At 68.1% G+C, this 14,606-nt stretch carries 16 protein-coding genes; 10 read left to right on the forward strand and 6 right to left on the reverse strand.

The features are described 5' to 3' along the window. The first annotated feature begins 34 nt into the window (after window positions 1–34). Window positions 35–1,900 carry a cation:proton antiporter domain-containing protein gene (locus FG154_RS00750; protein WP_145103340.1) on the forward strand — a complete coding sequence of 622 codons (1,866 nt, stop codon included), beginning with the start codon at window positions 35–37 and terminating at the stop codon, window positions 1,898–1,900. Window positions 1,901–1,909: 9 nt separating this feature from the next. Here FG154_RS00750 and cobT read toward each other — a convergent pair whose 3' ends face one another. Continuing rightward, window positions 1,910–2,926: a nicotinate-nucleotide--dimethylbenzimidazole phosphoribosyltransferase gene (gene cobT, locus FG154_RS00755; protein ID WP_145103343.1), complete on the reverse strand. Its 1,017-nt coding sequence runs from the start codon at window positions 2,924–2,926 to the stop codon at window positions 1,910–1,912. A gap of 81 nt (window positions 2,927–3,007) precedes the next feature. On the opposite strand from cobT, the gene cobS reads away from it, so the two are divergent. Continuing rightward, a complete protein-coding gene (cobS, locus tag FG154_RS00760; RefSeq protein WP_145103346.1) occupies window positions 3,008–3,757 on the forward strand; it encodes an adenosylcobinamide-GDP ribazoletransferase in 750 nt (249 codons plus the stop codon). Between the two features lie 25 nt (window positions 3,758–3,782). Here cobS and FG154_RS00765 read toward each other — a convergent pair whose 3' ends face one another. The 3 genes from FG154_RS00765 to pdxH form a co-directional block, all read right to left on the reverse strand. Continuing rightward, the gene (locus FG154_RS00765; protein WP_425456815.1) at window positions 3,783–4,280 is read right to left on the reverse strand and encodes a DUF192 domain-containing protein; all 498 of its coding nucleotides are present in this window, start codon (window positions 4,278–4,280) and stop codon (window positions 3,783–3,785) included. After that, a complete protein-coding gene (locus FG154_RS00770) occupies window positions 4,241–4,783 on the reverse strand; it encodes a cold-shock protein (protein WP_145103348.1) in 543 nt (180 codons plus the stop codon). Before FG154_RS00770 ends, FG154_RS00765 begins: the two co-directional genes overlap by 40 nt. Before the next feature lie 115 nt (window positions 4,784–4,898). Continuing rightward, window positions 4,899–5,501, reverse strand: a complete 603-nt coding sequence (gene pdxH / locus FG154_RS00775; protein WP_145103351.1) for a pyridoxamine 5'-phosphate oxidase — start codon at window positions 5,499–5,501, stop codon at window positions 4,899–4,901. A gap of 141 nt (window positions 5,502–5,642) precedes the next feature. Between pdxH and fabI the strand changes: the two genes are divergently transcribed. From fabI to rimO, 5 genes are all read left to right on the forward strand, one after another. Further along, window positions 5,643–6,467 (forward strand): enoyl-ACP reductase FabI, encoded by an 825-nt coding sequence (gene fabI, locus FG154_RS00780; protein WP_011908090.1) that lies wholly within the window; start codon window positions 5,643–5,645, stop codon window positions 6,465–6,467. A gap of 1 nt (window position 6,468) precedes the next feature. After that, on the forward strand, window positions 6,469–7,083 hold the full coding sequence (locus FG154_RS00785; protein WP_145103354.1) for a LysE family translocator: 615 nt from the start codon (window positions 6,469–6,471) through the stop codon (window positions 7,081–7,083). A 9-nt stretch (window positions 7,084–7,092) separates the two neighbouring features. Beyond that, window positions 7,093–7,596: a xanthine phosphoribosyltransferase gene (gene gpt / locus FG154_RS00790; RefSeq protein WP_145103357.1), complete on the forward strand. Its 504-nt coding sequence runs from the start codon at window positions 7,093–7,095 to the stop codon at window positions 7,594–7,596. A gap of 27 nt (window positions 7,597–7,623) precedes the next feature. Beyond that, entirely contained in the window at window positions 7,624–8,802 is a 1,179-nt protein-coding gene (locus tag FG154_RS00795) for an aminotransferase (protein WP_145103360.1), read from the forward strand. 103 nt (window positions 8,803–8,905) lie between these two features. Then, a complete protein-coding gene (rimO, locus tag FG154_RS00800; RefSeq protein ID WP_145103363.1) occupies window positions 8,906–10,279 on the forward strand; it encodes a 30S ribosomal protein S12 methylthiotransferase RimO in 1,374 nt (457 codons plus the stop codon). Window positions 10,280–10,378: 99 nt separating this feature from the next. Here the strand turns inward: rimO and FG154_RS00805 are convergent, their stop codons facing one another. Beyond that, on the reverse strand, window positions 10,379–12,034 hold the full coding sequence (locus FG154_RS00805; protein WP_145103366.1) for a methyl-accepting chemotaxis protein: 1,656 nt from the start codon (window positions 12,032–12,034) through the stop codon (window positions 10,379–10,381). Window positions 12,035–12,722: 688 nt separating this feature from the next. After that, window positions 12,723–13,175: a type II toxin-antitoxin system RatA family toxin gene (locus tag FG154_RS00810; protein WP_145103369.1), complete on the reverse strand. Its 453-nt coding sequence runs from the start codon at window positions 13,173–13,175 to the stop codon at window positions 12,723–12,725. A 91-nt stretch (window positions 13,176–13,266) separates the two neighbouring features. Between FG154_RS00810 and hpt the strand changes: the two genes are divergently transcribed. The 3 genes from hpt to FG154_RS00825 all read left to right on the forward strand — a co-directional run bounded on the left by hpt (window position 13,267) and on the right by FG154_RS00825 (window position 14,604). Beyond that, on the forward strand, window positions 13,267–13,812 hold the full coding sequence (hpt, locus tag FG154_RS00815) for a hypoxanthine phosphoribosyltransferase (RefSeq protein WP_145103372.1): 546 nt from the start codon (window positions 13,267–13,269) through the stop codon (window positions 13,810–13,812). Further along, on the forward strand, window positions 13,809–13,988 hold the full coding sequence (locus FG154_RS00820; RefSeq protein ID WP_145103375.1) for a hypothetical protein: 180 nt from the start codon (window positions 13,809–13,811) through the stop codon (window positions 13,986–13,988). The genes hpt and FG154_RS00820 overlap by 4 nt, the downstream gene beginning before the upstream one ends. 154 nt (window positions 13,989–14,142) lie before the next feature. After that, entirely contained in the window at window positions 14,143–14,604 is a 462-nt protein-coding gene (locus FG154_RS00825) for a c-type cytochrome (RefSeq protein WP_145103377.1), read from the forward strand. Window positions 14,605–14,606: the final 2 nt, after the last annotated feature.

A 14,606-nucleotide genomic window follows, 5' to 3' on the forward strand; every position in this document is an offset into this window, starting at 1 on the left:
GCCTGACCACCTTGGGCACGGCGGGCAGCGCGACATGGAAAGCCTCCTTCTGCAGGCAAGCATCTACCTCGGCGCGGCGCTGCTGATCGTGCCGCTCGCCGTGCGCGCGGGCTTTGGCTCGGTTCTGGGCTATCTGGCGGCCGGGATCGTCATGGGGCCGGTGCTGGGACTTGCCGGGGCCGAGACCGGAGACCTTCGCCACTATGCCGAGTTCGGCGTCGTGCTGATGCTGTTCCTCGTGGGGCTGGAACTTGACCCGGCCACGCTCTGGGGGATGCGCCAGTCGCTCGTGGGGCTCGGCGGGCTGCAGATCGGTCTCACGAGCTTCGTCTCGGCGCTCGGCCTCGCCTGGCTCGGGTTCAACTGGCAGGAAGCGGCCGTGCTGGGGATGGTTGCGGCGCTCTCCTCGACGGCCATCGTGCTCCAGACCATGACCGAGCGGCGCATGCTGCGCACCGCCGGGGGCCGCAGCTCCTTTGCCGTGCTGCTGGCGCAGGACATCGCCGTGGTGCCGATGCTGGCGCTGGTGCCGCTGCTGGCGCTGCGTCCCTCGGCCAGCGCCCACCTGCACGACGCCGCCGAAGGCCCCGCGCGGCCGATCATCGGCTTTCTCCAATCGCTGCCGGGCTGGGCCGACACGCTGGTGATGCTGGGCGTTGTGGGCTTCATCGTGCTCGGCGGGCACTACCTCACCCGGCCGGTGTTCCGCTATGTCCATGCCTCGCGCCTGCCCGAAATGGGCAGCTTCATCGCGCTCTTCACCGTCGCGGGCACGTCCTTCCTGACCATGATCGTGGGCCTGTCGCCCGCGCTCGGCACGTTCCTTGCGGGCGTCGTGCTGGCCAACTCCGAGTTCCGCCACCAGCTCGAGGCCGACATCCGGCCCTACAAGGGCATCCTGCTCGGCCTCTTCTTCATGGCCGTCGGGATCGGGATCGACTTCCGCCTGCTCGCGGCCGATCCCTGGCCGCTCATCGCGCTCACGCTGGCGCTGGTCCTCGTCAAGGTGCTGGTGCTGGCTGCGCTGGCCGAGACCTTCGGGCTCCGGGGGCGCGACCGCTGGCTCCTGACACTCGGCCTCGCGCAGGCGGGCGAGTTCGGTTTCGTGCTGGTGGGCTTTGCGGCACAGGAGGCCATCCTTGCCTCGCTCGTCGCGCAGAAGACGCTGATCGTGATCAGCCTCTCGATGCTGGTGACGCCCGTCCTCTTCCTCATCGCCGGCTGGCTCTCGGGCCTGGGCGAGGAGCAGCCGGCCGTCCGGCCCGACCCGATCGACGAGAAGGGCCGCGTCATCATCGCGGGCATCGGCCGTTTCGGGCAGGTGGTGAACCGCCTCGTGCGGATGAGCGGCATCCAGACGGTCGTTCTCGACCATGACATGATGGCCGTGCAGATCATGCGCCGCTTCGGCGTCAAGGGCTTCTTCGGAGACCCGACGCGCCCCGATCTGCTGCAGGCGGCCGGTCTGGACGAGGCGGCGGTGCTGGTGGTGGCGGTGGACGACCGCGAGAATGCGATCAAAATCGTCCGCTACGCCCGACAGGTCCGCCCCGACCTGCATATCGTGGCCCGCGCCCGCGACCGGGTGCATGTCTATGAACTCTATCAGGCCGGCGCCGACGACATCGTGCGCGAGACCTTCGACAGCTCGATCCGGGCCGGGCGCTATGTGCTCGAGAACATGGGCTTCAGCGAGTATGAGGCGGCGCAGCGGTCGCGCACCTACTACCGCGTGGACCGGGCCGCGATGCGCGATCTGGCCGAGCTTTGGGTGCCCGGCCAGCCCGCCCATCTCAACGAAGCCTATGTGACCCGCGCCCGGCAACTCGATGCCGACCTCGAGACGGCGCTCCTTGAGGAAGAGAGCCAGGCGCGGCCCGATCCCGAGGCTGCGGAATAGGGCTGCGGCTCAGCCCTCGGCCACACCGGCTTCGGCAAAGGTCGCCATGCCCGACAGGCAGGCCACCGCGCTGCGCAGGATGTTGATGGCCACGATGGCGCCGGTCCCCTCTCCGAGCCGCATCCCGAGGTTCAGGATCGGCTCCTTGTCCAGCCGCGCCAGAACCGCCGGATGGGCCCCTTCGGCGCTGACATGGCCCGCCACCGCATGATCGAGCGCGCCGGGCCGGATCGCATGCAGCACCGCCGCGGCGGCCGAACAGATGAAGCCGTCGAGGATCACCGGGATGCGCCCGACGCGCGCCCGCGCGATCGCGCCCGCCATGGCCGCAAGCTCGCGTCCGCCCAGCCGGCGCAGAACCTCGACCGGGTCCGAGAGCGCCTCGGCGTGCCGTTCCAGCCCCTGGGCCACGACGAGCGTCTTGCCCTCCAGCGCCGCCCCCTCGACGCCGCTACCCCGGCCGGTCCAGTCTCCCGCCGATCCGCCGAAGAGCGCCGCCGCGATCGCGGCGGCCGCCGTGGTGTTGCCGATCCCCATCTCGCCCACGACGAGAAGATCGGCCTCGTCCTCGACCGCCTCCCAGCCCGCCGCAAGCGCCGCAACCAGCTCGTCCTCGGTCATGGCCGGGCCTTGGGTGAAGTCGAGCGTCGGCCGGTCGAGATCGAGTTCCGTGACGGTCATGCTTGCACCCGCCGCCTTGCAGAGCTGGTTCACCGCGGCCCCGCCGGCCCGGTAATTCGCCACCATCTGAACCGTGACCTCGGGCGGAAAGGCCGAGACGCCGCGCGCGGCAATGCCGTGATTGCCCGCGAAGATCGCCACCTGCGGCCGCTCGAGCGCGGGGCGCCCGTCGCCCACCCAGCCGGCATACCAGATGGCCAGCCCCTCCAGCCGGCCCAGCGCGCCCTTCGGCTTCGTGAGCTGCCCGTTGCGCACGGTGGCCGCCTCAAGCGCGGCCGCATCCGGCTGCGGCAGGGCGTCGAAGACGGCACGGAAGCCTGCGAGGGAGGTGAACGGAGCCTTCATGGCGGGTCCTTCTGGTTGCTTGGCTGATGCGGCTTCGGTATCGGGAACTCTCAGTGGAGACCAGTGCACGGGAGAGGCAAGGTGAAAGACAGGCTGTCGCAGCGGTGGGCGGATGTGCTGCTGGCGCTGGCGCTGCTGACGCGGCTGCCCCTGCGCGCGCGGTCCCTGCCCGATCGCGGCGCCTCGGCCGCCTGGGCCTGGCCCCTGGCCGGCGTGGCGGTGGGCGGGCTGTCGGCGCTGGTGGCGGCATTGAGCCTCGCCGCCGGGCTGCCCGCCACGGTCGCCGCGGCGCTGGCGCTGGCTGCGCAGGCGCTGGTGACCGGCGCGATGCACGAGGACGGGCTTGCCGATACCGCCGACGGCCTCTGGGGCGGCTGGACGCGCGAGCGGCGGCTCGAGATCATGAAGGACAGCCGCACCGGCAGCTATGGCGTGGCCGCCCTCATGCTCGTGGGCCTCGTGCGCTGGTCGGCTCTGGCGGCGGCGCTTGAGAGCGGCAGCGCGGTGCTGGTCGCGGCCGCCGTGCTCTCGCGCGTGCCGATGGTGGTGCTGATGGCTTGGCTTCCGAACGCGCGCGGCGCGGGGCTCTCGCAGTCGCTCGGCCGGCCCGACCGGCGTCAGGCCCGGCTCGCGGTACTGGTGGCACTGGCGGTGGCGCTGCTGGTCTCGGGCCCTGCCGCGCTGATCCTTGGCCTTGCCGCGGCATCTGCGGCCCTGGCGCTCGGCCTGGTGGCCCGCGCCAAGATCGGCGGCCAGACCGGAGACATCCTCGGCGCGTCCCAGCAGCTTTCCGAAGCCGCGGTCTTCGTGGCGGCCGCGGCACTGGCCTGACCTCACGCCGAGAGGCGAGCAGCGTCTAGTCGCAGGGCCAGGCGGCCGTCGCCTGTGCGATGCCCGGATGGCGCAGAACGGTCCCCGGACCGATCCCCAGCGAGCGGGCAAGTCCCCCGTTGATCTCGAGCACGCTCTGGATGCCGTCGCCGCCGGTGATGGGGGTCAGATCGCCCGGCACCGCCTCGGCATGAACGCTTTTCACCGTCCCGTCGGGCCCTGCGAAGATCATGTCGAGCGGGATCAGCGTGTTGCGCATCCAGAAGCTCGCCCGGTGCGGCTCGTCGAACAGGAACAGCATCCCCGACGACCGCGGCAGGCTCTTGCGATGCATGAGGCCCCGCGACCGCTCCTCGGGCGCATCCGCAATTTCCACCGAAAAGCGCACGGTCTCGCCGGTCTGGGTGCGCAGTTCGACAGTGTCCGGCCGGCAGTCGGCCCAGACCGCGCCGGGAACGAACACCAGCGCGAGGGCCAGCGCCCTCAGACCGGTTGCTGATGCTGACGCGCTGCCGCTTCCCACGAGACCACCTGCACCGCCATGCGCCCGCGCCGCCCCTCGATGATGCGCAGCGCCACCGCCTCGCCCGCGGCAAGGTCGGCAAAGCCCGACATCCGCAGGACCTCGACATGGATGAAGACATCCTCGGACCGGCCGAAGACATTGGCAAAGCCGAAGCCCTTGCCCTTGTCGAACCACTTCACCCGGCCCGGCTCGAGCGGACGCGAAGCGATCTCCTCGGGTGTCGTGGCCTCGCTATCCTCGCTCAGGTGGAACGTCGTCCCGGCCGGCGGCTCGATCTCGACCACCTCCACCGCCTGAACGCCCCGTTGGGTGCTCTGGACCTTGACCGTGATGCCCGCCCCGTCCGCCACCGAGCTCTGGCCATAGTTCCGAAGGACATTGGCGTGGAGCAGGATATCGGCTCCGTTCTCCTCGGTCACGATGAACCCGAAGCCTTTTGCCGGATCGAACCATTTCACACGGCCATGCACAAGCTGCAGGGCCTTTTCGTCTTCCACCATTCCAGAGCTGTCCCCAGATGAGCCCGTAGATTGAAACTTGTGCCGTCAATCCTCCGGCGGATTCAAGAGCAAATCATCACTCGCAGCCGAACCTTTCATTCACGAAGCGTGAAATTCAAGGGTGCAGACGCTCGATCGTCCAGCTGTCCGAAACGTGCTCGCGGCGCCAGCGAAACCGGTCGTGCAGGCGGAAGGACCCGTCGGCCCAGAACTCGATCTCCAGTGGCTTGATCCTGAAACCACCCCAGAACGCCGGCCGCGGCGGGTTTGTTCCGTGGCGCGCCGTGACGCGGGCGACCTCGGCCATGAGGCTCGCGCGCGAGGCCAGCGGCTGGCTCTGCTGCGAGGCCCAGGCACCGAGTCGGCTCTTGAGCGAGCGCGACTGGTAGTAGGCATCCGCCTGCGGCCCCTCCTCGCGTTCGACGAGCCCGCGGACCCTCACCTGCCGGCGCAGCGACTTCCAGTGCAGCACGAAGGCCGCCTTGCCCGTGGCCTCGATCTCGATCGCCTTCTGCGAGCCGTAGTTGGTGTAGAAGACGAAGGCCGCGGGCTCGATCTCCTTCAGCAGCACCATGCGCACGTTCGGCAGGCCCGACGCATCCACGGTGGCCAGCGCGATGGCGTTAGGGTCGTTCGGCTCCTGCGGCTCGGCCTCGGCCAGCCAGCTTCTGGCGATGGCGAAGGGATCCTCCCCCGCGAAGATGCCCGTCCTGTCCATGATCTTCCCCTTCTGAGCCGGACGACCCTAGTGCGGCAGACCGCCTCCGGCAATATCCGCCTCATCCTGCCGCACTTGATGGATTCCCTGCGATGGCCTACACCTCGCGCAAACCACTCAGAACATGACGAGGGAAAGCCGATGGCGAACGGACTGCTGGCTGGCAAGCGCGGTCTCATCATGGGGCTCGCAAACGACAAGTCCATTGCCTGGGGCATCGCGAAATGCTGCGCCGAGCAGGGCGCCGAGATGGCCTTTTCCTATCAGGGCGACGCGCTGAAGAAGCGGGTCGAGCCCCTCGCCGCCTCGATCGGCGCGACCGAACTGGTGGAATGCGACGTGTCGGACGAAGGCTCGCTCGACCGGCTCTTTGCCCATCTGAAAGAGATCTGGGGCACGCTGGACTTCGTCGTCCACGCCATCGGCTTCTCGGACAAGACCGAGCTGCGCGGCCGCTATGTGGACACGTCGCCGGCGAACTTCCGCATGACGATGGACATCTCGGTCTATTCCTTCACCGCCGTCTGCCAGCGCGCCTGCGCCATGATGCCCAACGGGGGCAGCCTGCTCACCCTGACCTACTACGGCGCCGAGAAGGTGATGCCGCACTACAACGTCATGGGCATCGCCAAGGCCGCGCTCGAGACCTCGGTGCAATATATCGCCGAGGATCTGGGCAAGGACGGCATCCGCGTCAACGCGATCTCGGCCGGCCCGATCAAGACGCTCGCTGCAAGCGGGATCGGCGACTTCCGCTACATCATGAAGTGGAACGAGCTGAACTCGCCGCTGCGCCGGAACGTGACGCAGGAAGAGGTGGGCAAGGCCGCGCTCTACCTGCTGTCCGACCTCGGCTCGGGCACCACGGGCGAGGTGCTGCATGTGGATGCCGGCTACCATGTCGTCGGCATGAAGGCCGTGGACGCGCCCGACATCGACGCCGTGACCGGCCGCAAGGACCACTGAGGTGACCCTCGCCGCCTTCGTGGCAGCCTGGCTGCTGCATCTGATGGCGGCGATCAGTCCCGGCCCGGCAGTCCTCATGTCCGCGCGCACCGGCATGACCGAGGGGCTGCGCACGGGCGCGGTCCTCTCGCTCGGGCTGGCGGCCGGGGCCGTCACCTGGGCGTCGGCGGCGCTCTTCGGGCTGGCCCTGCTGTTCCAGATCGCGCCCTCGATCCTCTGGGGGCTGAAGATCGCGGGCGCCATCTACCTGATCCGCATGGCCTGCATCATGTGGCGCGAGGCGGACCGGCCGTTCGATACCGACCTCGGCGGCCGACCGCCCCGAAGCATGGCCTCGGCCTTCCGGCTGGGCCTGTTCACCCAGCTGTCCAATCCCAAGCCGGCGGTCTTCTTCTCGGCCATCTTCATCGGCACGGTTCCACCGGATGCCGCGCTCTGGGCGGTGGGGCTGCTGCTTGTCGCGGTGTTCCTGAACGAGTTCCTGTGGAACCTGTTCGTGGCGCGCGTTTTCTCCTTTGAACGGGCGCGCAGCGGATATATCAGCCTCAAATCCGTCATCGACCGCAGCTTCGGCGGCCTGCTGGCTCTGCTTGGCGTGAAGCTCGCCGCGTTCTAGGAGATCCGTATGAAAGAGCGCCTTCCCCACGAGAAGGGATTCCACGTCAGCTGGGACCAGATCCACCGCGATGGCCGGGCGCTGGCCTGGCGGCTCGACGGCCAGGGGCCCGACAATGGCGCCTGGCGCGCCGTCGTGGGCATCACCCGCGGCGGCCTCGTACCTGCCATGATCGTCAGCCGCGAACTCGACATCCGCACCGTCGATACGATCAGCGTGAAAAGTTACAACTGGCAGGAACAGCAGCCGCCCAAGGTCATCAAGGCCCCGCAGGCCGAGCTGATGGGCGATGGCCACGGCATCCTGATCGTCGATGACCTTGTCGATTCGGGAAAGACGCTCGAACTGGTGCGCACGCTCTACCCCCGCGCCCATTTCGCCACGGTCTATGCCAAGCCCTCGGGCCGGCCGATGGTGGACACCTACATCACCGAGGTGAGCCAGGACACCTGGATCTTCTTCCCCTGGGACATGGCGCTTCAATATGTGGAGCCCTACCGCGGGCGCGACTGACGCCCTCACCTGCCGCCGGAGGCTCCGATGACCCTGCCGCTCAATCCCGCGATGGCCGCGACCTTCCCGCCCCCGGTGATGGAGGCGCGGCGCTGGATCCAGGGGCTGAGCTTTCCGGCGAATCGCCCGCTTCTCAATCTGAGCCAAGCCGCGCCGGTCGAGCCTCCGCCGCTCGGCCTGCGCGAGGCGCTGGCCCATGCGGCGCTGAGCGATCCGCAGGCCCATCTCTATGGTCCGGTGCTCGGGATGCCGGCCCTGCGCGAGGAGGTCGCGTCGCAGTGGTCGCGTGCCTACGGCGGGCGGATCGAGGCGGCCCAGGTGGCCATCACGCAGGGCTGCAACCAGGCCTTCTGCGCGATCATGGCGACGCTGGCGGCGGCCGGTGACGAGGTGATCCTGCCGACGCCGTGGTATTTCAATCACAAGATGTGGCTCGACATGCAGGGCGTGACGGCGGTGCCGCTGCCGACCGGGCCGACGCTGCTGCCCGACGCCGAGCGCGCGGCGACGCTTGTCACACCGCGGACCCGCGCCATCGTGCTCGTCACGCCCAACAACCCCGGCGGCGTGGAATATCCGGCCGCAACGCTTGCGGCCTTCCGGGATCTGGCGCGCACACGCGGCCTGGCCCTGATCCTCGACGAGACCTACCGCGACTTCGACAGCCGCACCGGCGCGCCACACCCGCTCTTTGCCGATCCCGAATGGGAGGGCGTGCTGGTGCATCTCTATTCCTTCTCCAAGGCCTATCGGCTGACAGGGCATCGTGTCGGCGCCGTGGTGGCCTCGGCCGCGCGTCTCGCACAGGTCGAAAAGTTCCTCGATACGGTGGCGATCTGTCCGAGCCAGCTCGGCCAGATCGGCGCGCTCTGGGGGATGCGCAACCTGGCGCACTGGGTCGCGGGCGAGCGGGACGAGATCCTCGCACGACGGACGTCGATGGTGGGCGGCTTTGCGGCGCTGCCGGGCTGGACCCTTCTCGGGTGTGGCGCCTATTTCGCCTATGTGACGCATCCCTTCGCCGAGGCGTCCGATCGGCTTGCCCAGCGGCTGGTGCGCGAGGCGGGCGTGCTCATGCTGCCCGGAACGATGTTCCGGCCCGAGGGCGCCGAAGAGGGAGGACGCGAGCTTCGCATCGCCTTTGCCAATGTGGACATGGCCGGGATCGCCGATCTCTTCGCGCGGCTGGCGCAGGTCGCGGACTGACGGGCCAGCGCCGCGGGGGGCTGTCTGCCCCCCGCACCCCCCGAGGATATTTGGACGAGAATGAAGAAGGCGGGGCCTTCCGCGCACGCAGACCCCACGCTATATGGGCGCGATGGCCCAGAACCCGCCCAACCTCCGCCCCGACCTCGCGCCCCGTCTGGTGATCGACAGCCCCCGCCGCGAGGGACAGCCGACCATTGGCATGGTCTCGCTCGGCTGCCCCAAGGCGCTGGTGGACAGCGAGCGGATCCTGACGCGGCTGCGCGCGGAAGGCTACGCGATCTCGCCCGATTATGCGGGGGCGGATGCGGTGATCGTGAATACCTGCGGCTTTCTCGACAGCGCCAAGGCGGAAAGTCTCGAGGCGATTGGCGAGGCGTTGCGCGAGAATGGTCGGGTGATCGTCACCGGCTGCCTCGGCGCCGAGCCCGATTACATCACGGGCGCGCATCCCAAGGTTCTGGCTGTGACCGGTCCGCATCAATATGAGCAGGTTCTGGATGCGGTGCATGGCGCGGTGCCCCCCTCGCCGGACCCGTTCGTGGATCTCCTGCCGGCGACGGGCGTGCGGCTGACGCCCCGCCATTTCAGCTATCTGAAGATTTCGGAGGGCTGCAATCACAGCTGCCGCTTCTGCATCATTCCCGACATGCGCGGCAAGCTTGTGAGCCGGCCCGAGCGGGCGGTGCTGCGCGAGGCCGAAAAGCTGGTGGAGGCCGGGGTGCGCGAGCTTCTGGTGATCAGCCAGGACACGAGCGCCTATGGCACCGACTGGAAGGGCCCGGTGCGTTTTCCGATCCTGCCGCTCGCGCGCGAGCTGGGGCAGCTCGGCGCCTGGGTGCGGCTTCACTATGTTTATCCCTACCCCCATGTGCGAGAGCTGATCCCGCTGATGGCCGAGGGCTTGATCCTGCCCTATCTCGACATTCCCTTCCAGCACGCGCACCCGGAGGTGCTCAAGCGCATGGCCCGTCCGGCCGCCGCAGCGCGGACGCTCGACGAGATCGCGGCCTGGCGGCGCGATTGTCCGGACATCACGCTGCGCTCGACCTTCATCGTGGGCTATCCGGGCGAGACCGAGGAGGAGTTCCAGACGCTGCTCGACTGGCTCGACGAGGCGCAGCTCGATCGCGTGGGTTGCTTTCAATATGAGAATGTCGCGGGGGCGCGTTCCAATGCCCTGCCCGATCATGTCGCGCCCGAACTCAAGCAGGAACGCTGGGATCGGTTCATGCAGAAGGCCCAAGCCATCTCGGAGGCGAAGCTTGCAGCCAGGGTCGGACAACGGCTTGAGGTGATTGTGGACGAGGTGGATGGCGAGGGCGCGACCTGCCGCACCAAAGCCGATGCGCCGGAGATCGATGGCAATCTCTTCATCGACGAGGGGTTCGAGGCGCTGGCTCCGGGTGATCTGCTGACGGTGGAGGTCGAGGAAGCGGGCGAGTACGACCTGTGGGGACGTCCCGTCGCGGCGTAAGATGCGGATGCCTGCGTCCCTGCCGGACACGCATTAGCGGCGCCACATGCCGGGCTGGGGCGGACCTTCCCCGGACACAGCCGGGGAAGGTGCCGGGCGTCAGGCCGCATTGTGCCGCGAGAAGCCCGCGTCGAGCGAATCTTCGCCCATCGACATGTCGAGTTCGAATCCACCGGATTTGCGGGGCGCCGCAGCGGTCGGCTTTGCCCGGGGTGCGATCACCTGTGGCCTCGGGGCTCTTTTCGGCGCGGCTGCGGTTCCGTCCATGCGGAAGTAGGAGATCGACCCGTCGAGATGTTCCGCCTGGCCCGAAAGCTCCACGGCGCTGGTCGAGAGCTGCTCGGCCGCCGACGTGTTCTGCTGGGTGACCTTGTCGAGTTGCTCGATCGCCGCGGCCACCTGTTGCGCGCCCGTAGAGAGTTCGCGCGAGGCCACGGAAATGTCGCTGACGAGACGCGCCGTCCGCTCGATGTCGGGCACCAGACGCTCCAGCATCTCACCGGCGACATTGGCCGTCCGCATCGTGCCGGTCGAGAGGGTCGAGATCTCCGAAGCCGCGGTCTGGCTGCGCTCGGCCAGCTTGCGCACCTCGGAGGCGACAACGGCAAAGCCGCGGCCGTGCTCACCCGCCCGGGCCGCCTCGACGGCCGCGTTCAGGGCCAGCAGGTCGGTCTGGCGCGCGATCTCCTGCACGACCATGATCTTCTCGGCGATGGTCTGCATGGCCTCGACGGCCTCGGCCACGGCCCGGCCGCTTTCGCGGGCGTCAGCGGCCGACTTGTCCGCAAGCACCTCGGTCTGGGCGGCATTGTCCGCGGTCTGCTTGATGTTGGCGGTCATCTGCTCGACCGAGGCCGACGCCTCTGTCGTGGCCGAGGCCTGTTCGTTGGCGCTCTGGCTGAGTTGTTCGGACGTTGCCGCCATTTCGGCACTTCCCGAGGCGACCTCGCGCGTGGCGCCGCTGACATTGCCTACGATCTCGCGCAGCTTCAGCACCATGGTGTTCGAGGCGCTCAGCAGGTCGGTCAGTTCATCCCGCCCGCTTGCTTCCACCGTGGTGGACAGATCGCCCTCTGCAACCCTCCGCGTGGCGCCGATCGCCTTGGCGAGGCCGCGGGTGATGGTGAGCACGATCCAGCCCGCGGCTGCAATGCCGACAAGGCCCGAGACCACCACGATGATCATCAGGTTGCGCGCGGAAGAGGAATAGAGCACGTCCGTATCGCTTTTGGCCTGGTCGAGGTCGGTCATCAGCCGGGCGCGCAGGTCGTCGATCAGATCGATGCGCCGCTGCTGGCGGGCCATCTGCTCCTTGTCCGAAATGAGCCGCTGCGCGCCTTGCGTGTCGCCGGCCAAGGCCAGCTCCACGACCCTGGCGTTCACGACATTCACCTCGTCCCAGAGGGTCCGGTACTCGGTCAGGATGGATCCGCGTTCGCTTGACTGAACGAGAGCCGAAAGAGCCTCGAACGCGCGTTGCTGATCCTGACGGGCTGCTTCCATCCTCTCGACGAAATCCTTTCGCTCGGCCGCGGAACCAGCGAGGATGAGGTCACTGTTGTAGCCCTTGACGGCCAGTTGCTCCTCGTTCAGCTGCTGGGCCAGCAGCACCTTGTTCACGTCGATGTCGATCAGCGAGGTCAGCCGATCGTTCAGCTTGTCGAGGCTCGTGATGGCAATGCCCGTCGCCACGCCGCTCAGGGTGAGGACGAGGCTGAAGGCAATGATGAGCCTGAGTTTGATAGTGAATCTCATCGAAAAGGGTCCTGTCTGTTCAGGCCGCGGCGCCGGTTTCGGCATCTGCGCCGAAAGACGGTGGGGCTGACAGCGAAGAAGCAGGGTGTGGGCGCCTGCGTGCGGCCCGACGGCTCGGGCGCCACCCACGTCAGAACCTTCCGCCCGGCCCCGGCGGCGTCTGGTTCTGGCAACCATGCTTTCATGACATCAGCCAATCGAATAAGATGCCTGCATGAGCGAGGCATCGGGTGCGCCACGGCAGTGCATTCTATCCGACGCTCGCGCCTGTTTCGTCGGAGTGGCATGAACCGGCGGCGTACGGCGAGCAGGTCCGTCTTGCCGGATGTGCCCAGCCATCGGAACCTGTCCCTTGGAATGCCGCACAAACCTTAGCGTGGAGCTAACGCTCCTCAGGTTTGTTCCTGAAGAAGCATTCGGAGGGGGCCCGCCACCGCCGATACACGCGCAAGGGGCAGGCGGTGGCGCGCGGGACATCCGGGGGTGGCGGTCCGGCCGGCGACAGGTCCAAGGCATCAACCCGCTGCCGAGTCACGACATTCCGAAGGTCAGGGGCCGGTGATCCCGCACCATCCGGGCACCGCGGGACGTGGGCCCGCCTGACGGCCGCACTCGCGGATTTGCGGCAAACTCGACCGATCTTGCGGGCGCGGACCCCACCCGTGCCCATCGTCACCGGCCCGCAGGGTCAGCGCGGGCCGTAGAGCGTCTGGGCGCGCTTTTCGAAGGCCCGGACGATGCGGTGCATCGCCTCGTTGAAGACGACGCCGATGATCCCCTGAAGGATCGCGTTGCGGAACTCGAAATCGACGAAGAAATCGACCTCGCAGCCGCCTTCGGGGCGGTCGCGGAAGTTCCAGGAGGAGCGCATGTACTTGAAGGGCCCATCGAGATACTCGGTCTCGATGCGCCTGGCCTCGGGGAACAGCTTCACGCGGCTGCCGAACCGTTCGCGGAACACCTTGAACGAGATCACCAGATCCGCCTCCATCAGCTCACCGCCCTGGATGGGCTTGCGCGAGCGGATGCGGGCCGCGGAATTCCACGGCAGGAACTGCGGATAACGCTCCACGTCCGCGACGAGGTCATACATTTCCCCGGCGGTCCAGGGAAGCGGGCGGCTCTCGGAGTGGGTCGGCATCGCGGCGTTCGGTCCTCGGGCAACGGCCCCGGTCGGGCGTGACTTGGGCGTCGTTTCTGGATAAAGGGGCGGCAGGATGCAAGAGGGCGCCATGCCGACGAGACCTTATGTCATAGACCAGATGATCTCTCCCAAACAGATCGCGGCACGGGTCGAGGTTCTGGCGCGCCAGATCACCGAGCATTTTGCCGATACCGAGAAGCTCGTGGTCGTGGGCCTTCTGCGCGGGTCGTTCGTCTTCATCGCCGATCTGGTGCGCGAGATCCATCTGCCGGTCGAAGTGGATTTCCTCGAGGCCTCCTCCTACGGCGACGCGATGACCTCGAGCCGCGAGGTGCGCATCCTCAAGGATCTGCGCGGCGAGATCGCGGGACGGGACGTTCTGGTGGTCGAGGACATCGTGGACACGGGCTTTACCCTCAGCCATGTGGTGCGGCTGCTGCGCTCGCGCGAGCCCAAGCGGCTCGAGGTCTGCGCCCTGCTCGACAAGCCCTCGCGGCGCGAGGTGGACATCCGCGCCACCTGGACCGGGTTCGAGATCCCCGACGAGTTCGTGGTGGGCTACGGGATCGACTACGCCCAGCGCAACCGCAACCTGCCCTTCATCGGCAAGGTCCGGTTTCTGGAAGAGGCATGAGTCCGCTCTGGCTGCTGCGGATGGCGCGGTGGGCCCGGCATCCGCCGTCGCGGCGGCGGGTGCTGCTGGTGCTTGCGGTGGTTGGCGCCTCGCTTGCGCTGGTGGCGGTCGAGCGCGTGGCGGGATGGCCCGAGGCGCTGACGGTGGACGGCTTCGGCCGCGCCGGCCGGCCCTGATCCGGGCACTGGCGCTGGCTCCACGTCATGCCGACCGGCCCGATCCGCCGGCGAAAAACCCGCCACCTCACGGAAAAGTTGAAAATCCCCGTAGGCCAATCCGCGGACGCGAGCTAGCCTCTTCTTCCTCAGTACATAGCCAGGAGGCCGTTCGATGCGACCCATGCCAGCTTTCGCCCTGACCTTCTCTCTCGCAGCCTTTCCCGCCGTCGCCCAGGATGCCCGCCAGATCGAGCGGATGATGGAAGGGCGGCAAGGGCTCATGACGCTGATGGCCCACGAGCTTGGAAAGCTGGGCGGCATGGCCAAGGAAGAGGTGCCCTATGACGAGGCGGTTGCGGGCAAGGCCGCGGCGAACCTTGCCGCGCTGGCCTCGGTGATCTCGCCCGAGCTTTTCCCGCAGGGCTCCGGCGCGGGCGAGGCGGAGGGCAGCGAGGCCCTTCCGGCCATCTGGGAACAGCCGGACGACTTCGTGACCAAGCTCAACGGGATGCAGGAGGCCGCCGCCACGATGCAGGCCGCAGCGGGCACCGATCTTGCGGCGCTTCAGGCCGCCATGCGGGATGTGGGCGCGGGCTGCGGAAGCTGCCACGAGACCTACCGCCAGAAGGACTGAGG

It is taken from the genome of Cereibacter sediminicola (assembly GCF_007668225.1).
In the GTDB taxonomy this organism is placed as follows: Bacteria; Pseudomonadota; Alphaproteobacteria; order Rhodobacterales; family Rhodobacteraceae; genus Cereibacter_A; species Cereibacter_A azotoformans.